Origin of the sequence: Longimicrobium terrae, assembly GCF_014202995.1 — a bacterium.
GTDB classification, from domain to species: domain Bacteria; phylum Gemmatimonadota; class Gemmatimonadetes; order Longimicrobiales; family Longimicrobiaceae; genus Longimicrobium; species Longimicrobium terrae.
Map to the genome: position 1 here is coordinate 106,612 of NZ_JACHIA010000009.1, position 21,388 is coordinate 127,999.

General features: G+C 70.2%; 15 protein-coding genes. 5 read left to right on the plus strand and 10 right to left on the minus strand.

Annotation, left to right across the window (positions count from 1 at the left end; all coding sequences use genetic code 11):
• Positions 1 to 5 precede the first annotated feature (5 nt).
• Complete coding sequence (locus tag HNQ61_RS15595; protein WP_170034938.1) at positions 6 to 1,673, plus strand: SpoIID/LytB domain-containing protein; 1,668 nt, start codon at positions 6 to 8, stop codon at positions 1,671 to 1,673.
• Positions 1,674 to 2,217: 544 nt separating this feature from the next.
• On the opposite strand, the gene HNQ61_RS15600 is transcribed toward HNQ61_RS15595, so the two are convergent.
• Together HNQ61_RS15600 and HNQ61_RS15605 are read right to left on the minus strand one after the other, a co-directional pair.
• Positions 2,218 to 2,757, minus strand: coding sequence for a GNAT family N-acetyltransferase (locus tag HNQ61_RS15600; RefSeq protein WP_170034937.1), 540 nt, complete (start codon positions 2,755 to 2,757; stop codon positions 2,218 to 2,220).
• Positions 2,757 to 3,713 carry a glutathione S-transferase family protein gene (locus tag HNQ61_RS15605; RefSeq protein ID WP_338088127.1) on the minus strand — a complete coding sequence of 319 codons (957 nt, stop codon included), beginning with the start codon at positions 3,711 to 3,713 and terminating at the stop codon, positions 2,757 to 2,759. The genes HNQ61_RS15600 and HNQ61_RS15605 overlap by 1 nt, the downstream gene beginning before the upstream one ends.
• A 451-nt stretch (positions 3,714 to 4,164) precedes the next feature.
• Here HNQ61_RS15605 and HNQ61_RS15610 point away from each other — a divergent pair, with 451 nt between their 5' ends.
• Positions 4,165 to 4,626, plus strand: coding sequence for a hypothetical protein (locus tag HNQ61_RS15610; RefSeq protein ID WP_170034936.1), 462 nt, complete (start codon positions 4,165 to 4,167; stop codon positions 4,624 to 4,626).
• 310 nt (positions 4,627 to 4,936) lie between these two features.
• Here the strand turns inward: HNQ61_RS15610 and HNQ61_RS15615 are convergent, their stop codons facing one another.
• The 8 genes from HNQ61_RS15615 to HNQ61_RS15650 all read right to left on the minus strand — a co-directional run bounded on the left by HNQ61_RS15615 (position 4,937) and on the right by HNQ61_RS15650 (position 15,143).
• On the minus strand, positions 4,937 to 5,917 hold the full coding sequence (locus HNQ61_RS15615; protein ID WP_170034935.1) for an MlaD family protein: 981 nt from the start codon (positions 5,915 to 5,917) through the stop codon (positions 4,937 to 4,939).
• Positions 5,914 to 6,690: an ATP-binding cassette domain-containing protein gene (locus HNQ61_RS15620; RefSeq protein WP_170034934.1), complete on the minus strand. Its 777-nt coding sequence runs from the start codon at positions 6,688 to 6,690 to the stop codon at positions 5,914 to 5,916. Before HNQ61_RS15620 ends, HNQ61_RS15615 begins: the two co-directional genes overlap by 4 nt.
• 11 nt (positions 6,691 to 6,701) lie before the next feature.
• Entirely contained in the window at positions 6,702 to 7,562 is an 861-nt protein-coding gene (locus tag HNQ61_RS15625; RefSeq protein WP_170034933.1) for an MlaE family ABC transporter permease, read from the minus strand.
• Between the two features lie 241 nt (positions 7,563 to 7,803).
• Positions 7,804 to 11,163 (minus strand): efflux RND transporter permease subunit, encoded by a 3,360-nt coding sequence (locus HNQ61_RS28295; RefSeq protein ID WP_205761536.1) that lies wholly within the window; start codon positions 11,161 to 11,163, stop codon positions 7,804 to 7,806.
• A 14-nt stretch (positions 11,164 to 11,177) separates the two neighbouring features.
• Complete coding sequence (locus tag HNQ61_RS15635) at positions 11,178 to 12,293, minus strand: efflux RND transporter periplasmic adaptor subunit (protein WP_170034932.1); 1,116 nt, start codon at positions 12,291 to 12,293, stop codon at positions 11,178 to 11,180.
• Positions 12,293 to 13,936 carry a TolC family protein gene (locus HNQ61_RS15640; protein ID WP_170034931.1) on the minus strand — a complete coding sequence of 548 codons (1,644 nt, stop codon included), beginning with the start codon at positions 13,934 to 13,936 and terminating at the stop codon, positions 12,293 to 12,295. Before HNQ61_RS15640 ends, HNQ61_RS15635 begins: the two co-directional genes overlap by 1 nt.
• Positions 13,937 to 13,970: 34 nt before the next feature.
• Complete coding sequence (locus HNQ61_RS15645) at positions 13,971 to 14,591, minus strand: TetR/AcrR family transcriptional regulator (protein WP_170034930.1); 621 nt, start codon at positions 14,589 to 14,591, stop codon at positions 13,971 to 13,973.
• A 63-nt stretch (positions 14,592 to 14,654) separates the two neighbouring features.
• Positions 14,655 to 15,143 (minus strand): GbsR/MarR family transcriptional regulator, encoded by a 489-nt coding sequence (locus HNQ61_RS15650; protein ID WP_170034929.1) that lies wholly within the window; start codon positions 15,141 to 15,143, stop codon positions 14,655 to 14,657.
• 1,026 nt (positions 15,144 to 16,169) lie between these two features.
• Between HNQ61_RS15650 and HNQ61_RS15655 the strand changes: the two genes are divergently transcribed.
• The 3 genes from HNQ61_RS15655 to HNQ61_RS15665 all read left to right on the plus strand — a co-directional run bounded on the left by HNQ61_RS15655 (position 16,170) and on the right by HNQ61_RS15665 (position 21,370).
• On the plus strand, positions 16,170 to 19,139 hold the full coding sequence (locus HNQ61_RS15655; RefSeq protein WP_170034928.1) for an ATP-binding protein: 2,970 nt from the start codon (positions 16,170 to 16,172) through the stop codon (positions 19,137 to 19,139).
• A 243-nt stretch (positions 19,140 to 19,382) separates the two neighbouring features.
• Positions 19,383 to 20,195, plus strand: coding sequence for an FtsX-like permease family protein (locus HNQ61_RS29620; RefSeq protein WP_170034927.1), 813 nt, complete (start codon positions 19,383 to 19,385; stop codon positions 20,193 to 20,195).
• On the plus strand, positions 20,192 to 21,370 hold the full coding sequence (locus HNQ61_RS15665) for an FtsX-like permease family protein (RefSeq protein WP_170034926.1): 1,179 nt from the start codon (positions 20,192 to 20,194) through the stop codon (positions 21,368 to 21,370). The genes HNQ61_RS29620 and HNQ61_RS15665 overlap by 4 nt, the downstream gene beginning before the upstream one ends.
• The last annotated feature ends 18 nt before the right edge of the window (positions 21,371 to 21,388 follow it).

Consider the following 21,388-nt stretch of genomic DNA (forward strand, 5'->3'; position numbering starts at 1 on the left):
ACGCCATGCACAGACCCAGACTCCGGATCGCCCTTCTCGTCCTCGCCGCCGCCGCGGCGGGGTGTGATGACGGGCTTCCCACGAATCCCACGGCGACTCTGCCCGACGCGGCCGGCCCCAGCGCGGCGGTGGAGGCGTACGCGGGACGCATCCGCATCGGCGTGGTGCCCGCGGCGTCTTCCGTAAAGGTGGGCGCGACCGGCGCCTACGAGGTGCGCGAAAAGGGGACGAACACGCTCCTCCTGTCCGGCGCCGCCAACGAGGTGGTCACCGTCACCCGCGGCACCGCCGCCGTTTCCGTCACCAGCCGCCGCCTTCAGGTGGTGTGCACGGCCAGCACCACGGACCGCGACCAGCGGCTGGCCGCCGGCACCGCGGCCGGCTTTCCCACCGCGGCGGAGTTCGTGTCCACCGCCAGCTGCTGGCGCGTGTACGTAGGCGAGCGGCCGCTCCCCATCGACACCGCCGCCGAGCGCGTGTACAAGAACCAGGTGATCGCCGCGGGGCAGGCCACCTCCGCCGCCCTGTGGAAGACCGTCACGCTGTCGCAGAACCAGCCGCGCTACATCACCACGCGGACGAGCGGCGCGCAGGCGCTCTCCGTGGAGCCGCCTGTGGTGCGGCCGCTGAGCGGGCAGGTGCTCATCGCCGGCGCCACCTACCGTGGCACGGCCGAGGTGCGGCAGAACTCCGCGGGAACGCTGGCGGGGATCAACGAGCTGCCCATGGAAGAGTATCTGTACGGCGTGGTGCCGCGCGAACTCGGCCCCGTGACGTACCCGGAGATCGAGGCGCAGAAGGCGCAGGCCGTGGCCGCGCGCACCTACGCGCACGCCAACCTGGGCAAGCACTGGAGCAACGGCTACGACATGGGCGCCACCGTGGCCGACCAGGTGTACGGCGGCTACGCGGCGGAGCACCCCACCTCCAACAGCGCGGTGAACGCCACCGCCGGCATCGTGGCCACCTACGGCGGCGCGATGATCGACGGGCTCTTCTACGCCACCAGCGGCGGACGCACGGCCAACAGCGAAGACGTGTTCAGCGCCACCGTGCCGTACCTGCGCGGCGTGTGGGACGCGCCCGCCGGCCAGGAGCTTTCGGGCACGACCGCGCTGCTGGCGGACCTTCGCAATCCGTCGTGGACGGGCGCGTACGGCGGGTTCCACAGCCTGCACCGGTGGAACTATCGCTGGACCAACGCGCAGATCAGCTGCGTGGTCGGCGACTTCGCCAACAAGCCGGTCGGCAAGGTGAACGCCATCAACATCCTTGCCCGTTCCGCCACCGGCCGCGTGACGCAGATCGAGTACGTGACGGACGCGGGAACGTTCGTGGACAGCAAGACGGCCATCCGTTCGTCGCTGCAGTACATCAACAGTTCCGGCGTGCCCACGCTGCTCCCCAGCACGCTCTTCGTCGTCGAGCGCACGACGGACGCGGCGGGGGTGCAGACCGGGTTTGCCGTGTACGGCGGCGGCAACGGGCACGGCGCGGGAATGGCGCAGACCGGCGCCGTGGGCATGGCGCGCGCGGGCCGCACGTACGACCAGATCCTCAAGGCGTACTACACGGGGATCGTGCTGGAGCAGAAGGTGGGAACGCGCCGCGACGGCGTGGCCCCGGCCACCACCAGCGGCACCACCGACCCGTACGACTGCACCAGCGCCTGACGCCCTCACCCCGCGTGCTGCGCACGACGACCCTCTCCCACGAACAGATGTGGGAGAGGGAGCACACACCAGATCGGCTGGATGGTTGATAACGGAGCGGCTCCTCAAACAGGTGAGGAGCCGCCCTATTTTCATCCACCGATCGCGATCGGTGATACGTTCAGCGCCGGTCCGCGCCGGTTTTCGCCTTTGGCGGGGGAAAATACCCCGGTTTGATGCGGCGAAGGATCTGCCCGTCGCCGGCCTCGCAGGCCCCTCCCCCGGCCCCTCCCCGTGCAAACAGCCGCACGGAGAGGGGAGAACTCACACCTCAATCGCCTACGCGTGCAGTTGAAGCCCCGAACCGGACGCGCCAGCGGCCGGTGTCGGGGCTTTGCGCTGTTCGAGCGGCGGATTCATCCGCTCATGGATGTCGGGGCAACTCGCGAATCCCGTCGGCCGAACCAATGCCGCTGTTGCTGTTTGTGGTGCTGTGCCGTGCTGTTGCTATACTTTTGCTGTGCTGTTGTTGCGCCGTGCTGTCTATCGCCACCCCTCGAACGAATCAGCGCCCCGCCTGCTCAGCGCCGTCGAGCGGATACACGTAGGCGGCAACGACCTCCCCGCCGGGCGTGGTGAAGTCGTGTTCGGGATCGCGGATGAAGCCCATCCGCTCGTACATGCTCCGCGCCACCGCCATCACGGGCCCCGTGTGCAGCCCCAGGTGCGAGGCCCCGCCCGCGCGCGCCCGGCGGATGCACTCCTCCACCAGCGCGCGCCCCACGCCCAGCCCGCGCGCCGCGTCCGACACGGCCAGCAGGCGCAGTTCCGGCCAGTGGACGGCGGCGGCCAAGTCGCCGTACGCGCTCGCCGCCGGCGGAAAGATCATCACGCTCCCCAGCACTTCATCCCCGCGCTCGGCCACGATGTGCTGCACGGCGGGATCATCGTTCGCCAGCGCCGCCAGCAACGCACCGCGCAGCACGCGCCACTCGTCCGCGGGCATGACGGCGGCGTACTGCTCGTACGCATCCATGGTGACGCGGTGCATGGCTACGCGGTCCGCCTGGCCGGCGTCACGCAGGCGCAGTTCCGTATCCGCCATCAGCCCAGCGCCTCCCGCCCATGCGGCTCCGTCCAGTCGATGACCGGACCCTTGGGCACGATGCGCGTGGGGTTGATCTGGTCGTGCGTCATGTAATAGTGCCGCTTGATGTGGTCCTCATTCACCGTTTCGCCAAAGCCGGGGCGCTGGTACAGGTCGCGGGCGTACGCCCAGAGGCTGGGATAGTCCACCAGGCGGCGCAGGTTGCACTTGAAGTGGCCCACGTACACCATGTCGAAGCGCACCAGTGTCGTGAAAAGACGGATATCCGCCTCGGTCAACTGATCGCCCACGAGGTAGCGCTGTCGGGAAAGGCGGTCCTCCAGCCAGTCCAGCCGGGTGAACAGCTGGTCCACCGCCGCCTCGTACGCCTCCTGCGCGGTGGCGAACCCGGCGCGGTACACGCCGTTGTTCACGTCGCGATACACGATCTCGTTGATCTCGTCGATCTCGGACCGCAGCGCCTGGGGATACAGATCCGGCGCGCCCGGCTTGTGGAACGCGCCGAACTGCGTCTCCATGTCGATGGTGATGTCGGGATAGTTGTTGGTCACCAGCTTTCCCGTCACCCGGTCCCACAGCACGGGCACGGTATACCGGCCGGTAAAGGTGGGATCGGTCTGCAGGTACGCCTCTGACAGAAACTGGAAGCCGTTCACCGGGTCCGGCCCGTGCCCGTTCCCCTCACGAAAGGCCCAGCCCCGCTCGTCGCGGATGGGGTCCACCGCCGACATGCTGATCACATCCTCCAGCCCCAGCAGCTTGCGCACGATGATGGCGCGGTGCGCCCACGGGCAGGCGTAGCACACGTACAGGTGATAGCGCCCGGCCTCCGCGGGAAAGCCGGAGGAGCCGTCCGCGGTGATGCGGCCGCGGATGTTGTAGGGCTGGCGGACGAATCCGCCGTCCTTGCCGGCCTCCGCCGGAAACTGCGCCTTGGAAGTCAGGTCGCTCACGGGATCTGCGATCGTCTGGATGGATGGGGCGCTGCCGGAGCGCCTCCGCTGCCGCAGGGCCGTAGCAAGTGCCGCGCTCACGCAGTCTTGATCGCCCTGCACCCGCCGTCAGACGTGGAGATCATCGAGCTTTGTGAACCGATGCGGCGTGGGGCCCCTCTCCACGCAAGCAGCCGCACGGAGGAGGGGAGAACGGCGGATTCGTGTGCTCCGGAGAGTTTGGCGCGGCGGCGGGCACCCCTCTCCCCCCGGCCCCCTCTCCCGCAAGCGGGAGAGGGGGAGACCTCAGCGCGGTGGCGGATTTCCGCGTGTGGCAGAGCGTGTCACGCGCTCATGAGATGAGGCTGATTGTGTGCCCGGCGCCGCGCGAGATACATTGCCGCGGTCACCGCACGGTGGCACGAGGAGCGCCCCCGCTGGCCGAAATTCAACCATCCGCCCGCCATACCGAATGCGAAACGCTGACACGCAGATGCTGGCCGCGAGCACCCGCCGCGCGATGATCGCCGCGTGCATGGGCGTGGCCCTCGCGAGCGCGGGCTGCGCGGGAGCCATCCCCGTCCGCCCGGCGGATGCCGGGCCGGGCGCACAGCGGGACGCGGTCGGCGGCGCGTACGTGCTGGCGGATGTGGACGGGCGGCCGCTCCCCGCGCGCGGCCGGGGGGAGAACAACGTGATGCTGCACGCCGGAACGCTCGCGCTCACCCCGCCCGATGCCGCCGTGCTCACGATCTCCGCGCAGAGCGCGGACGCGCCGGAGCCGCGGGAGCACACGGTCCCGGGCACCTGGCGCCTGCGCGGCGACTCGCTGATGGTGAACTTCGGCGAGGGCACGATGCGCGGCATCGCGGTGGGCAGCGTCCTGCGCCTCACCGCCTCCGACAACAGCGTCATCACCTTCCGCCGCCGCTGAACCCGCGCAACGCCCCGGAGGTGACGCTTCGGGCGATCCAAACCCGCGAAACATTCCCGGGAATACCTCACCGCCGCGGACGGTGCGCCGCGGCTGGCGATCCTGGACGCAGTTGAAGCCCCGAACGGCGCCTGTGGGCGCCGTTCGGGGCTTTGCGCTGTTTGAGCGGCGGATTCATCCGCTCAGGACAACCTGGGGACGGACCAGACCTCGCTTGCGACGCGAGGTCGTCAGAGGCCGAAAAACGAAAGCGGGCCCGGATCGCTCCGGGCCCGCCCTCATTCCATCCATCCAACCGCTCAACCGCGGATCAGAACACCCGCACGTTGATGTAGCGCCGCGGGTTGGCCTTGATGTCCGCCGTCAGCTCGTTCAGGCTGGTGACGGCCGCGTTCAGGTTGGTGTACAGCTGGTCATCCTGCGTCAGCTTGCCCAGCGTGCCCTCGCCGCGGTCAATGCGCCCCGAAAAGCTGGCCATGCTCTGCGCCGCCGCCTGCAGCGACCCCGAAGCCGCGTCCAGCTTGATGCTGAGCGAATCCGTGCGCGCGATCGCCCGCGCCAGCTCCGGCTGCGACGCCGTGGCCTGAACGCTGCGCGCCGTGCCCTCGATGCCGCGCGCCGCCGACTGCAGGCTGGTGGTCAGCTGCGTCAGCTGCACCCTCTGCTCCGCCGCCAGCAGCGTCAGCTGCTTGAGCAGGGCCTGCATGTCCTGCGCGCTTCCGCCCACCGCGTTGATGGTCTGGTCGCTCAGCAGCCGCTGCGCCCGCAGCAGCACGCTGTCGCCCTTGGCGGCGATGCTCTCGGCCGACTGCGACAGGGTGGGCTGGTCTACATTGGGGAGCACCGCGCCGTCCGGCACCCGCTCGCGCGACGTGCCCGGCTCCACCACCGCCACCATGCTCTGCAGCAGCCCGCCGCTCACGATGGAGATCTTGGAGTCCGCCGGAACCATGAACTCCTTTTCCATCTCCATCGCCACCCGCACCCCGTTGGTCCCGATCTCGAAGTCGCGGATGCGGCCGATGTTGACGCCCTTCATGCGCACCGGGTCGCCCTTGCGGATGCCGCCGGCGTCCTGGACCATCGTGTACACGTGGTAGCGGCCGCGGAAGGTGCCCGGGTCCGTCAGCGCGAACAGCGAGGTCAGCAGGGCCAGCAGGCCCAGCACCACGAAGAGTCCCACGTGAATTTCACGACGGGGTGCGCGGATGGGAGCCATGGCCCGCAGGTCCTCCTGAGAAAGTCGGTTGGCGGGCGCGGTGGGCGCCTTGCCGTCAGCACGCTGAATCATACTGGCTCCAGCAGGTCATCAGTATCAGGAACGTCGCGCTCCAGAAAGGCCCGGACCAGCGCGTCGGTACTGTTTCGGAACTCGTCGGCCGTCCCCACGAAGCGGATGCGGCCGTGGTCCAGCATGGCCACCCGGTCGGAAATGGGCAGCGTTCCCTCGATGTCGTGCGTCACGATGATGCTGGTGACGCCCAGTTCGGTGCTCAGCTGGTCAATCAGCCGGTGCACCACCGTGCCGTTCACCGGGTCCAGCCCCGTCACCGGCTCGTCGTACAGCAGGATCTCCGGCCGGCCCACGATGGCCCGCGCGATCCCCACCCGCTTGCGCATGCCGCCGGAAAGCTCCGACGGCAGCTTGCTGAGCACCTTGCGCGGCGTAAGGTTCACCAGCTCCAGCGCCTCGGCCACCTTGGCCAGCAGCGCCTTGGTGCCCAGCTCCTTCTGCTCCTCGTCGCTCAACCCCTGCGCCACGTTCTCGAACACTGACATGCTGTCGAACAGCGCGGCGTTCTGAAACACGTAGCCCACCTTCTTGCGGATGCGGGCCAGCTGCCGCCGGTCGGCCCGCACCACCGACTGCCCGTCGATCACCACGTCGCCCGCGTCGGGGACGATCAGGCCGATGGTGTTCTTGAGCAGCACGCTCTTGCCCGTGCCGCTGTGCCCCACCACCGAGATCGTTTCGCCCCGCCCCACGTCCAGCGTGACGCCCGCCAGCACCGGGTGGTCGAACGCCTTGTACAGGTCGATGTACTCCACCATCACGTCGTTCACGCGGCGCCTCCCTAGTTCAGCAGCAGCGGCGGGAACATCGCGTCCAGAATCAGGACGCCCAGCGTCATCGTGACCACGGCGGCGGTGGTGTACTTGCCCACCCCTTCGGCGCCGCCCCGCGTGGCCAGCCCCATGTGGCTGGCCACCAGCGGAATGATGAAGCCGAAGCTCACCGCCTTGGCCAGCGAGTAGAACATGTCCCAGTTGTGCCAGAACAGCCCGGCGCCGTAAAAGAACGACTGCCGCCCCAGCCCCAGCGTGAACTGCGCCGACAGCATTCCCGTCAGCAGCCCCGTGCCGTTGGCGATGGCCACCAGGATGGGCACCGAGATGATCCCCGCCACGATGCGCGGCGCCACCAGCGTGCGGATGGGGTCGCGGCCCAGCGAGTACAGCGCGTCGATCTGCTCCGACACCCGCATGGTCCCCAGCTCGGCGGTGATGCGCGCGCCCACCCGGCCAATGAGCACCACCGCCGTCAGCACCGGCCCCAGCTCCAGGATGATGGTGCTGGCCACGATGCTGCCCACGTAGTACAGCGGCACGTTGCCGGTGAACTGGTATCCGCCCTGCTGCGACGTCACCACCCCGGCCAGCCCGCCCGTCACCAGCACGATGGGAATGGAGCCGATCCCCATCCAGTACACCTGCGTGGCCACTTCGCTGAGCGGAATGCGGCCGGTGAACAGGTACACCAGCGTCCGCCAGAACAGGGTGGCCATCCCTCCCGCGTGCTCCAGCAGGCGCTCGGCGGCGCGGCCCGCGGCGGCCAGGCGGCGCTCGGCCCAGCCCACCGGGGCGGGCACCCTGCGCGCGGAAGGGGGAGAAACGGGGCTGCCCGCCGGAGCGGGCTGCTCGCGCGTCGTCTGCATGCGACCTCGAAAAGAAAGAAGCGCCGGCCCGGTGATCCGGGTCCGGTCGCGTGCCTCCCCGCCCGGGGAGACGTGCTGATACACCGCACCACGCACTCGGTTCACGCTTTCGCGTTCCCGCCCGGGAACGCGCAAACCGCTCTGCACCATCCACATACGCGGGTTTCGGGCCCGCCGCATCCGTCCCCCAACGGGTCCGCGCGCCTCCCGGAGTGCGGAAGCGCGCGGAGGGCCGGCCGGGTCAGTCTCCCTGCAGGGCGGGCTCGCGGTCCTGCGCGGCCACTCTGCGCGGCTCGTGCGGCACCGGCTGGCCGTGCCCGCCATGGCCGTCGCCGTGCCCGCCGCCGTGCGACTTGGGCGTCCGCCCGAACAGGCCGAACACCTTCACCCGCATTGCGTCCAGCAATTCCCACACGGTGGGAATGACAAGCAGCGTCAGCAGAGTGCTGGTGATGACGCCGCCGATGATGGCGATGCCCATGGGCGCCCGGAACTGCGCGCCCTCGCCGCGGCCCAGCGCCACGGGAAGCATTCCCGCGATCAGCGCGAATGTCGTCATCAGGATGGGGCGCAGGCGGATGGCGCCGGCCTCGATGAGCGCGTCGCGCGTGCTCATCCCCCCGTCCTTGCTCCACTTGGCGAAGTCGATGAGCAGAATGGCGTTCTTGGCCACGATCCCCATCAGCATGATGATGCCGATCATGCTCATCAGGTTCAGCGTGCTTCCCGCGATCTTCAGCCCCAGCACCACGCCCACGAGGGAGAGCGGGAGGGAAAGGAGGATGGCCAGCGGGTCCAGGAAGCTGCCGAACTGCACCACCAGGATCAGGTACATCAGCATCACCGCCACGCCCAGCGCGAACAGGATGCGGCCGAACACCTCCGTCTGGTCCTCGGTATCGCCGCCGAAGCTGAGCGCGTAGCCCTCCGGCATCCGCACGTCCTTGATGCGGTCCTGAATGCCGGCGACGACCTCCGACACGGGGCGGTCCTGCGTGTTGGCTTCGACGTTGATCACCCGCTCGCGGTCCAGGTGGTCAATCTGCGCCGGCCCCAGCTCGCGGCTGATGCTGGCCACCTGCCCCAGCGGCACGGTGACGGCCCCCGTGGGCCCGGCCAGCACCAGCGGAACGCGCTCCAGGTCCGCCGTTCGCTGCCGCGCCTCTTCGGTGAAGCGGATGTACACGTCGCGCGTTTCGCCCGACGGGTCCACCCAGTCGCCCGCGTCCACGCCGGCGAATGCGGGGCGCAGCGCCTGCGCGATCTGCGCCGCGGTCACGCCCAGGCTGCCGGCCAGGCCGCGGTTCACGTCCACGGTGAGCTCCGGCTTCTGCCCCTTGGTGGAGAGAGATACGTCCACCGCGCCGGGCACCTGCCGCACGCGCCCCTGCACGTCCTCGGCGATGCGGTTCAGCACGGCGATGTCCGGCCCCTGCAGCTGAATCATGATCTGCTTGGTGCCGCCGAAGTTGCCCGTGCCCAGCGCCGCCGTCGCCCCGCCGATGCGCTTGGCCTGCTCGCGCAGTTCGCTGGCGATGTCCTCCTGCCCGCGGTCGCGCTCCGCCTTGGGCGTCAGGCGGACGAAGACGCGCCCCTCGTCCACCGAGCCGCCGCGCCCGCCGACGGTGGTGTAGGTGTAGCGCACTTCCTTGATGCGGCGCGCCATGGCCGCCACTTCCTCGGCCTTGAGGCGTGTGTACTCCAGGCTGCTTCCCGGCGGCGTGTCGATCTCCACCTCGAACTCCGACTGGTCGTCCTTGGGAAAGAACTCGGAGCCCAGCTTGCCGCCTTCCGGCGCGGCCTTGATGGCCAGGTACATCCCGAACACGGTCAGCACGGTCACCAGGGTCTTTACCGCCCCGCCGCCCGCCCCGCGCGGAAAGCGCACGAAGGTCAGCACCATCACCGCGGCGAATACCACCGCCATCACCGCGAGGAACGCCCACAACCCCTTGGCCGGCACCACCAGCGCGCCCACGAAGGTGCCGATGGCGATCAGGATCATCGACAGCGCGTTGTCCAGCGCCCACGCCACCACGTGCCGGTAGTCGTTGGCGCGGCGGTCAAACCAGGCGTTGAAGCGGTCCAGCCAGCGGGTGATCCACGCCTTTTCGTGCTCTTCGCGGTGCGGGTCCGGCCAGTAGGCCGACAGCATCGGGTCCAGCGAGAAGGAGACGAAGAGCGACACCAGCACCGAACAGGCGATGGTCAGCGCGAACGGGGCGAACCACTGCTCCGCCAGCCCGCCCATGAAGGCGATGGGGACGAAGACGCAGACGATGGAGAACGTCGTGGCCGCCACGGCCATCCCGATCTCGTCGGTGCCGTCGTGCGCCGCGGTCATGTGGTCCTTCCCCATCTCCACATGCCGCACGATGTTTTCCCGGACGACGATGGCGTCGTCGATCAGAATGCCGATCGCCAGGGAAAGGCCCAGCAGCGACATGGTGTTCAGCGTAAAGCCGAACGCCCGCACCGCCACGAAGCTGGCCAGCACCGACACCGGCAGCGCCAGGCCGGTGATGACCGTGGAGCGCCACGAGTTCAGGAAGAGGAAGACGACGAGCACCGTGAGCAGCGCGCCCTCGATCAGCGCCTCCTGCACGTTCTCCACGCTGTTGGCCACGCGGTCGCCGGAGTTGCGCACCACGTCCAGCTTTACGCCCGCCGGCAGCTTCTTCTGCAGTTCATCCACCCGCTCGATGACCGTGCCGGCCACCGCCGTGGTGGAAAAGTTCTGCGACTTCACCACGTCGATGCCCACCGCCGGCTGCCCGTTGAACAGCGCCAGCGAGCGCGGCTCCTCCGTGCCGTCGGTCACCGTCGCCACTTCCGACAGGCGGACGGGAACGCCGTTGCGCGACGCCACCACGAGGGAGGCGAACTCCGCGGGAGAGCGCAGGCGCCCGCGCAGGCGGATCGTCCGTTCCTCCAGCGCCTCGTTCAGCCGGCCCACCGGAACGGCCAGGTTCTGCGTCTGCAGCGCGCCCAGCACCTGCGGCATGCTGAGCCCCGCGGCCTGCAGGCGCGTGGGATCAACCCGCACGCTCAGCTCGCGCTCCACGCCGCCGGCCACCTGCACCTCGGCCACGCCGGCGATGCCGCGCAGGTCGCGGGTGATGCCCGGGTCGGCGATGCGCGTAAGGTCCGCCGGCGACATCGTCTTGCTCGACAGCGTGAGCGACACGATGGGCTGGTCGTTGGGGTCGAACCGCGCCAGGATCGGCTCTTCCATTTCCAGCGGCAGGTCGCCGCGGATCTGGCTGATGGCGTCGCGGATGTCCTGCGACGCCTGCTGCGGATCGGTCCCGTAGACGAAGATGGCCTGGATGGAGGCAAAGCCGTCCAGCGCGCTGCTCTGGATCTTGTCGATGCCGCTGAGCCCCGCGATCGCCTCCTCGATGGGATCCACGACCTCGCGCTCCACGATGTCGGGCGAGGCGCCGGGATAGGGGACGGAGACGAAGATGAAGGGCGCGTCCACCTCCGGAAATTCGTCCGTGTCCAGGCTGAGCAGGCTGAAGATGCCGAACACCACGAGCGCCAGCATGGTCACCACGGTGACCACGGGCCGCTTGATGGCGAAATCGGAGATGAACATGGTCGCTTTCTCCTTTACCGGGCCGCCGGCGCGGCGGCCGATGCGGCGCGCACCGTTACGCGGGTACCGGGCGAAGTGCCCAGCGCCGCGCCGGTCAGCAGCGTGTCACCGGCGTTCACGCCGGAGGTGATCTCCACCCGGTCCGTTTCCGACATCCGCACGCCCAGGGTGACCGGGACGCGCTCCACCTTGCCGCCCGCCAGCCGCAGGACGGCCGGCTGCACGCCGCGCTCGTCCACGGCCGACGCGGGCACCAGAATTCCCTGCCGCGCCTCGGCCTCCACGCGGCCCTCGGCGAACAGCCCCGACACCAGCGTGCCGCCGTTGTTGGGAATGCTGACGTAGATGGGCACCATGCGCGTGACCGGGTCCGCCGCCGGATTGACTCGCGACACCGTGCCGCTGAAGGTCTGCCCGGGGTAGCCGGTGACGGTGAAGCGCACCGCCGCGCCCGGCCGCACCTGCCCCAGGTCCGACGCCGGCACGTTGCCCTCCAGCCGCATGCTGCCCGGATCGACGACGGTGAACAGCGCCGCGCCGGGCGCCACCACGTCGCCCGCGCTCACCGGGCGGTCGCTCACGATGCCGCTGATGGGCGAGCGCACGGTGGTCTTGGACGCCTGCTTGCTCACGCCCGACTGCTGCGCGCGCGCCGCCGCCAGCTGCGACTGCGCCGCGGCCAGCTGGTTGCGCGCCGTTTCCAGGTCGCGGTCGGCCACGGCGCCCGCGGCGTTCAGCGACTGGTTGCGCTCCACGTTGCGCGCGGCGATGGCAACGGCCTGCTCCGCGGAACGGACGGCGGAGGCGGCGGAGATCCCCTGCGCGCCCACCGCCGGGTCGTCGATGCGCGCCAGCACCTGCCCGGAGCGCACGGCCTGGCCCTTTTCCGCCAGCACCGCGACCACGGCGCCGCCGGCTTCCGCCCGCACCTGCGCCTCGCGGTCCGCCGCCAGCGTGCCGCTGATCACCGGCCCGGTCGTAATCTGCTCGGTGACGATCTGCACCACGCTTTCCGGGCCCAGAACGACCGCTTCTTCCTTCTTGGCCGCGCCCTCGGCGGCCTCGCCGTTCTGCCCGCAGGCGGCCAGCGCCAGCGCCAGCGCGGCCACCCCCATCGATCTCGACTTCATCATTGCACTCCGCCGGTGAACGCGTTTGCCTGGCTTGCCGCCGAGCCCTGCTGCTGCGGGCGGGCCGGCGTGGTCTGCTGCTGTTGCATCTGCTGCTGCGGGGACTGCCCGGTCTGCCCGGTGCCCAGCGGCAGAAAGGGGAGCAGGGCGGCGCGGGCCTGCGCGATCTGCAGGTCGCGGGCGGCCACGGCGCGGTTGGCCTGCGCCTGCTGAAGCAGAATGCGGCTGTCCGCCAGCTCCACCTGCGTGCTGATCCCCTCGCGGTAGCGAACTTCCGCGATACTGTACGCCCGGGCGGCCTGCTCCACCGTGCCCGCGCTGGCCTGGTACTGCGCGCGCGCCTGTTCCAGCCGCTCCAGGGCGTTGCGCGTGTCCAGCCGCGCCGCGTCCTGCACCTGCCGCAGCCGCGCGCGCGATTCAAGCAGGTTGGCCTCGGCCACCAGCTCGTCGCCGCGGATGCGCCCGCCGGTAAAGATGGGAATGGTCAGCCCGGCGCCCACCGTCCAGTTGCTGCGAAAGTCGCCCAGGCTGGGAAAGGCGCCCGTGGGATACGCCACCCGCCCGTACTGCGAGGTGACGGCAATCGTGGGCAGCCGCTGCGACCGCGCGATGCGCAGCGCGCTTTCCTGCGTGCTCACGGCGGTAATGGCCTGCTGCACCGGGGCGCGGTTTTCCACCGTGGTGTCGCCCAGCAGCGCCTCGTCGGCCGCGAAGCGCGCGACGGGAACGGCGCGCGAATCGTCCAGCGGCGAGGTCAGCGCCAGCGATGCGCCGGCCGGCAGATCCAGCAGCAGCGCCAGCCGGCTGTACGCGAGGTCCCGATCTGCGCGCCTCTGAATGACAAGAGGAAGCTGGTTGTCGCGCTGTACCTGCGCCCGCAGCAGCTCGAACTCCGGCGTGTTACCCACCTGCCGCGCCAGCCGCGTCTGCTGCAGCGTCGTTTCGGACTGCTGCAGCGTGGCCTCGGCGATGGTCACCAGACGGTCCGACAAAGCCGCGTCGTAGTACGCCTGGGTGACGTCCAGGGCCAGCTGCGCGCGCTGGGCGTTCAGTTCGATGGCGGCCCGGGCGCGCCCCGCGTCGGCGATGCGGTTGGTGGCCGCCGTGCGCCCGCCGTTGAAGATGGACTGGCTGAAGCTGAGCCCCAGCTGCCACGTGTTCTCGCGGCCGAAGGGAAGGTCGCTGAACGCGGCGAACGGATTGGAGTTCTGCGCGCAGTTCACCGCCGCCTCCAGCGAATCCAGCCGCTCCGCCACGGGAAGCGAGGGATTGGGGGCGAAGCGTCCGCACGCAGGCGCCGGCGCGGTGGTGGTGTCGCTCCCTCCGCCGCCGCCCAGCGACTGGAACTCGGAGGCCAGGGCGCGGCTGTAGTTGAGCGAGCCGTTCAGCTGCGGAAGCCGCTCGCTGCGGGCGCGCAGCACGTCGCCGCGGGCGCGGGTCACCCCGGCGCGGGCGATCTGCACGGTTTCGCTGGCGTCCTCGGCCAGGCGCAGCGCCTCGTCCAGCGTCAGCGGGCGCGCGCCGGGGGCGGGCGACGAGACGGTGACGGCGGGCTGCTGCGCGGCCGCGGGAAGGGCGGCCAGCAGCGCCCCCAGCAGGGCGGCGCCGCGGGCGAACCGGCCGCGCCGGTGAAAAGCAGACATGGGGTTCAGTTGAGGGGGGAGCTGCGTACCAACGTCAGGAAAACGGTCCCGCCACTTCGTCCGGCGTTCCGGCCGGGGATGCGGCATCGGGTTCGGCTCCGATGGCCCGCAGAAACAGTTCAAGGTACTTCGCGGGCGCGTCCGCTTCGCCGTACGGGTAGCGGTCGGGGATCATGTCGCGCCCCATGGCGTCGGCAAAGAGTGACCCCATGAGCATGGCGGTGGCGGCGTACGTATCCACATCCGCCCGGATCATCCCCGCCTGGCTGAGCCGCTCCATGTACGCGTGCAGCTCCGTGTGCGAACGCCGCGGGTTTTCCGCCGTGTGCCGCATCAGCTCGGGGTTGCGCTCCATCTCCCCCATGCTGGTGCGGATGAGCGCCGCGTTGCGCCGCAGTCCCGCATGCTGCATCCGCGCCCAGGCCAGCAGTTCCGCCGCGGGGTCGCGCGGCTCCGCGGGAAGGGGCGCACCCGGCCGCGGCGCGCCGCCGGAAATGGCCTCGTTCAGCAGCGCCGCCTTGCTGCCGAAGTGGCGGAACAGCGTGATCTCGTTGACTCCGGCCTCGGCGGCGATGCGGCGGGTGGTGGCCCCGCGCGATCCGCATCCCTCAAACACCCGCAGAGCGGCCTGAAGCAGCTTGTCTCGTACATCCATGGCGGCAACCTACCCGCGGCGGACGATGCAAGCAAGTGGTTGCTTGCATGCGTTCCGTGATCGTTACACGCCGGGGCCGGCCGTCTCCGTCGGGGTGCGCGCCTCCGCGGCGAGCAGAGCGTGCCAGCGGTCGATCAGCGCGTCACAATCGGTGATCAGCAGCCGGTGAAAGCGCTCCGCTTCGGCCACGCGCACACGGCCGGCGGGGTCCGGAAGCCGTTCACGCGCGTCGGCGAATGCGTTCGCCATGTCGCGCCAGCGGCTCTGCGCCACCCGCAGCATGCGCTCCCACGGATCGTCTTCCACGCGGTAGAAGTCGCGCCGGTCGCCCAGCACGCTCACGCGCTGAATCATCCCGAACTGCTCCAGCATGCGCGCGTTGGTGCTCACGGACGCCTTGCTGGCCTGCAGGTGCTCGGCGAGTTCTTCCAGCGAGTACGTCTGGTCGCTCGCCAGCAGGTAGCCGAAGATGCGGCCCGCGATGCGCGGCATTCCCTCTTTTTCGCAGATCAGCGCCATCCGCTCGACGAACTGGAGCACCGTCTGCTGCATCTCATCCCGGGTGTGTGAGCCACGGACCCGCGGACTGCGTTTGATCCGTTCAATCAGCAGTGAACAAGGTATACCGTTCTCTTCATTCAGTCAATATTGAACGGATTGAAAACACGTGTTTCCACGATCGTCTCGCGACTGGATTGAGAGCGCGGAATCTGTCGGCGCGCGCACGGTTCGGGATGGGTCAGCTGACCCGGTTCCGGTTCGATGGATGGTTTTCCATCGGCAGAGCGCCGCAGTTCGCCACCCTTTGCCTCCGACTCCGTCGAACGCGGCCTGCACACGTCTGACGGATGGCAGCCGCGATTTGTATCGCCCGGATCAAACGCAGCTGTCTGCACACGTCTGACGGACGCGACATGCACCATCCGGATCAAGTGCTTCCTGCGCCTCGTCGTCAGGATGGCGCCCGTTTGAGCCGTGGCAGCGGCTTGCAAACGCCTGCGCCACAAGGCGTCATCCTGAGGGAGCGTGCGCCGCCCCTTCTGCCGCGCTGGATCCTGCGCGACCGAAGGATCTACTTTCCGCCGAGCCAACGTCGCGACACTCACGCCTGTTCTCGCGGGGACAGCAGATCCTTCGTCGGCGCCAGACTGTGGAGTGGAGGCAGGTACCTTCGGCGCCTCCTCAGGATGACGCCTCGCGGCGCGTAAGTCATTGCGCGTCAGGTACGTGCGCCCATCACAGCTTATCCCAAGGCCTCGTTCTCGAGGGAGCTTGCGGCGAGCGGGGCACGCCTGTCATTCGCCATTACGCGAACGGGACGCGCCGGATCCGCCGGCCACGCACATCGACCGTGATCGCCCGGCCGCCGTTCATCCACCGGGGCACCTGGACGGGCGGAGCGCGTGTCACCGCGGTGCTCCCGGTGTGCACCGCGGGAACTCCCGGCGCCCGGCGCCGTACGGGTTCAGGCACGGCGGCAGGATGAGGCGCGCGGGGCAGCCTTGGGCAATCCTGATGCGTGGCCGTGATTTTGCCGGGGCGCGCCGTCTTGCGCCCCTGAACCCGAGACCCCGAGCCGTGACCATCTCCCGCGGGACCCCCGATCCCCAGCCCGCCGCCCAGTACGACCGGGCGCGCGACGGCGTGTGCGTGCTGTCCACGGACTGGCGCGTGCGCTACGCCAACGTGTCGCTGCTGGAGATTCTGGACCTGCTGGGCGGCTCGCCGGACGCGGACCGCTTCTGGGACCTGCTTCCCGGATGGGAAAACACGGCGGAGGCGGAGCACCTGCGCGCCGCCATGGACGGCACGCCCGCCACCTTTCGCGTAGGCCGCGAGCGGGGCGGCGGCTTCGTGTGGGAAGTGGCCGCCGAGCCGCTGGGCAGCGGCGAGCTTCGCGTGCGGCTGCGCAACGTGACCGCGCAGGTGGATGCGGAGGAGCTGCGCGCCCGCGTGGCCCGCGCCAGCGAGGAACTGGCCGCGCGAGAGCAGCGGCTGGACGAGATCGTGGCCGGGGCGCCGGTGGCGCTGGCGCTGCTGGACGGCGCGTCGCTGGCGGTGCTGGAAAGCAACGAGGCGTACTCCGCGCTGCTGGACCCGCCGTGGAACGCGGCCGGCGCCGTCATTGGCCGGGGGCTGGAGGAGTTCATTCCCGACTTTGAGCGCTCCGGGCTGCGGGCGCTGATGGAGCAGGTGCGGCGGACGGGGATTCCGTACACGCACCCGGAATACGAGTACGGCGGCTTTCAGCGCGGCCCCGCGTGGTTCCGGCTGACGCTGCAGCCGCTGGCCCCGGACCACGCCGGGCTGGCGACGCACATTCTGCTGCTGGTGGTGGAGATCACCGACCTGGTGCGCGCCCGCCACGACCTGGAATCGGAGTGGCGCGCGCTGTTCGAGGTGCTGGAAACGCTGCCCGTGGGCGTCGTCGTGGCGCAGGCGCCCTCCGGCCGCACCTCGTACATGAACGCGGCGGCCGTGGCCATCGGCGGCCGCCCCGCGGAGGAGCTGGCCGCGGACGGCGTGGCCGAGTACGCCTCGCGGTGGCGGATGGTGCTGCAGGACGGACGCCCCTTTCGGGCGGACGACAGCCCGCTGGCGCGCGCCCTTCGCGGCGAGCCCAGCCGCGACGTGGAGGTGGTGCTGGAGGCGGAGGACGGCGCGCGCCGCACGCTCTTTGTCTCCGGCGTCCCCCTGCGCGGCGCGTCGGGCGCGGTGGAGCGCGGGATGGTCACCTTTTACGACGTCAGCGAGCGGCTGGGGCTGGAGCGCGCGCTGGTGGAGCGCACCGCCGAGGCCGAGCACGCCGCCGCCGAAGCCGCGCTGCGCGCCGAGGAAAGCCGGGCGCTGCGGGTGATGGGGCGCGCGCTGGTGTCGTCGCTGGATCCGGAGAACGTGCTGCGGCTGGCCGCGCAGAGCGCCATGGAGCTGCTGGGCGCGCGCGGCGCGTTCGTCGCCACGCCGCTGGCGGGAACGGACCGGGTGCGCATCGCGCCCGGGCTGGGGACGTGGGAGGCGGTGGACGGCGCGGAGCTCCCGCTGGCGGGGACGCTCACCGAACGGGCGCTGCGCGACGGGACGCAGGTGTACAACGCCGGCGGGCAGATTCCCACCTCCGAGGCGGGGCGCCCCATCGTGGACCGCGCCGGCGTGCAGAGCGTGCTGATGGTGGCCATGCGCGCGTTCGGCGAACCGCTGGGCGTGCTGGCCGTCGTCAACCGGACGGACGGGTTCCGCGAGGAGGACGCGCGGCTGCTGGAGGCGTTCGCCGACTCCGCCGCGCTGGCCGTGCACAACGCCCGCCGCTTTGCCGAGGAGCGGCGGCGCGCCGAGGTGAACCACGCGCTGGTGAACGCGGCCGAGGCGCTGGCCAGCACGCTGGACCCCGCGGAGGTCATGGAGCGCATTGCCCGGCTGGCCGCGGAGCTGACGGACGCGGAGGGCGCCGCGCTCACCGTGCTCACCGGCGAGGCCCGCGACGAGGTGCTGATGCCGGTTGCGACGGGGCTCATGGAGCCGGTGCGCGGATACGGCGGAAAACTGGAGGGCAGCCTCACGGAAGAAGTCACGCGCGACGGCCAGCCGCGGATGATGAGCGCCGGCGAGCCCGGCGCGCACCCCGCGCTGGACTTCTTTCAGCGCATCGGGGTGCAGCACTACGCGCTGGTGCCGCTTCGGGCGGGAGACGAGCCGGTGGGGGTGCTGGGCGTGGTACGCTCGCCGCGCCAGCCGCCGTTCACCGCCGAAGACGTGGGAACGCTGGCCCTGCTGGGCAACCAGGCCGCACTGGCCGTGCGCAACGCGCGCCTGTACGAGGGTGCCCAGGCCGCCAGCCGCGCCAAATCGGAGTTTCTGGCGATGATGAGCCACGAACTCCGCACCCCGCTCAACGCGCTGGAGGGGTATTCCAGCCTGCTGGCGGACGGCCTGTACGGGCCGGTGACGGAGGCGCAGTCCCAGGTGCTGGCGCGGATGCACGGCGTGCGGCGCCACCTGATCTCGCTGATCGACCAGGTGCTGGACGTGGCACGGCTGGAGGCGGGAACCAAGCGCGTACGGCTGGAAATGGTGGCCCTGCGGCCGCTGGTGCTGGAAATCGTGGATGCGCTGCGCGGCGGGACCGGCGCGCGCGGGCTGACGCTGGACGCCGAGGCGGAAAAGGTGCCGCCCACGTACACCGATCCCGGGCTGGTGCGGCAGATTCTGACCAACCTGATCGGCAACGCCACCAAGTTCACCCGCGAAGGCGGCATCCGTGTGCGCCTGGCGCGCGTGGACGACGAGCTTCGCGTGGAGGTGGAGGACACCGGCCAGGGGATCGCGCCGGACCTGGCGGAGCGGATCTTTGAGCCGTTCTACCAGGTGGATCCGTCCACCACGCGGGTGGAGGGAGGCGTGGGGCTGGGGCTGGCGCTGAGCCGCGAGTTCGCGCGGCTGCTGGGGGGTGACCTGTCGGTGCGCAGCGTGCAGGGCGAGGGGAGCACGTTCACACTCACCCTTCCCGTCACCACCGCGCCTGTACCTCCGGCGTCGGCCAGGCAGCCATAGCGCGGCCCAGCTTCCGCGGCATCGCTGTCGCAGACCCCTTCTGGACGGTGATGGCGGGTGCGTGGCCTGCCCGGCGGTGGCGGATCGAGAATGATCCGTCACCGCGTTTCTACGTGGTCGTGATCCCCCGCCCTTTTCTCATCTCCTTCTCCCTCGCAGAATGCTTGTGACGACGGCCGGAGTGTGGCGGCGACGGAGTGCACAAGGTTTGCATAGCGTGGTTCGGGGCAGCGGAGATAACAGGTGATCGCAACGATGCTGATGGCGGCGGTGCTGGGCGCGGCGCCCGTGCAGACGCCGGGAATTCTGGTGGAGCGCCGGCTCGCGGAGTCGGTGCCGCTCGCCGTGGGCGATACCGTGCGCGTACGCGCGCTGGCGGGAAGTCCGCAGCCGCGCCCGTTTGTGGTGGCCGGCGTGTTTGAGCGCGCGGCGGACCCCAACCGCATCGCGCGCAACGACTTCGAGATCCGCCTGCACCTGCCGGACCTGGAAGCCATGCTCCCCGCGCACGACCGCGTGGACCGCTTCGCCGTGGTGCTGCGCCCCGGGGCAGACGCGGATTCGGCCGCGCGGTGGATCGAAGGTGTCGCCTTCGGGACGCGCGCGTATGGCAGCGCGGCGCTGGCGGAGCAGACGAGCGCCACCTTTCGCGTCGTCTCGCGCTTTCACGACGCCATCGGCATCGTCACCATCCTGGCCAGCGCCATCTTCCTGCTGTGCGTGATGATCATCCGCGTGGATGAACGCAAGCGCGACATGGGAATGCTGCGGCTGATCGGCGTGAGCCGGGGGACGGTGTTCCGCGCCATCGTGCTGGAGGCCATCGGCATCGCCGTCATCGGATCGATCAGCGGCGGCGTGCTGGGGATGATCGTGGCGCGAATCGTAAACGCCTATTACGCCAGCGTGTACGACACCACGCTCAAGTTTGCGCTGGTCACACCGCGCATCGTGCTGCTGGCGGCGGTGCTGGGACTGCTGCTGGGGGCCACGGCCGGCGTGCTCGCGGCGTGGCGGGTTGTGCGCGTGGCGCCGCAGAAGCTGGGGCAGAGGTGATCGTATCCGCCTTTCTGCGCTCGCTCTTTCGCCGCGGGGGACGCACCGCGCTCGCGCTGGCGGGAATCGCGGTTTCCGCCGCGCTGCTGCTGGACATGACGATGCTGGCGTCGGGGCTTACCGGCAGCTTCGGCGAGCTTCTGGGCGTCAGCGGCTACGCCATTCGCGTCACCCCGCGCGGAAGTCTGCCGTTCGACAGCGAGGCGGGAATCGCGGGCGGCGACGAGGTGGGGCGGCGGATTGCGGCCGTTCCCGGCGTGCGCGCCGTCGCTCCCGTCCTGGGGGCGCAGTTCTACCTGGCGCGCGGAGCCAGCGCGGGAGAGCCGCTTTTTACGACAGGGGTGGACCCCAACTCCCAGTTCCTCTACCGCATCACCTCGGGAACGCCTCCCGGACCAGGCCAGGTGGTGCTGAGCGAACCGCTCGCACGCGACGAGGGGTTGAGCGTGGGCGACAGCATCCGGTTGGCGTCAGACCTGGACATTTCGCTGGGGCGCGCGCGGCAGACGCGGACGTGGCGGGTAAGTGCCGTCGCGGACTTTCTGTACGACTACGCCGGCCAGCGCTCGCTGGCCATGCCCATCGCGGACGTGCAGCAGGTCACCGGCCGCACGCGCGAGGTTTCGCTCTTTGGCGTGGCCACGGACGAGGGGGTAGATGACGGCGCTGTCGCCCGGCGGATCAGCGCCGTCGTGCCTGAAGTGTCGACGTACTCCACCCGCGAGCTGATGGCGGAAATGGACCGGCGCCTGCTCTACTTTCAGCAGATGGCGACCATCCTGGGGAGCATCGCGCTGGCGGTGACGGCGCTGCTCATCTCCACGATCATCACCATCGGCGTGCGCGAGCGGTTCGGCGAGATCGCTACCCTTCGCGCCATCGGCGTGCGCCGGCGGCGGGTGCTGCTCGCCATCGTCACGGAAGGACTGGTGCTGGCGGGATCGGGATGCCTGATCGGGCTGCCGCTGGGGCTGTGGATGGCGGGGCGGCTGGACCGCATCCTCCTCTCCTTTCCCGGCATCCCCGCAAAGATGACCTTCTTTGCCTGGGACGCCGGCCGCGTGGCGCTGGCCATGTCCATCGTGATCGCCGTGGGCGCCGTCGCGGGGCTGGTTCCCGGCTGGAACGCAGCCCGCACCGCACTGGGCCGCGCCCTGCGCGAAGAAGCCGAGTAACCGGTTTCCGTCATCTAC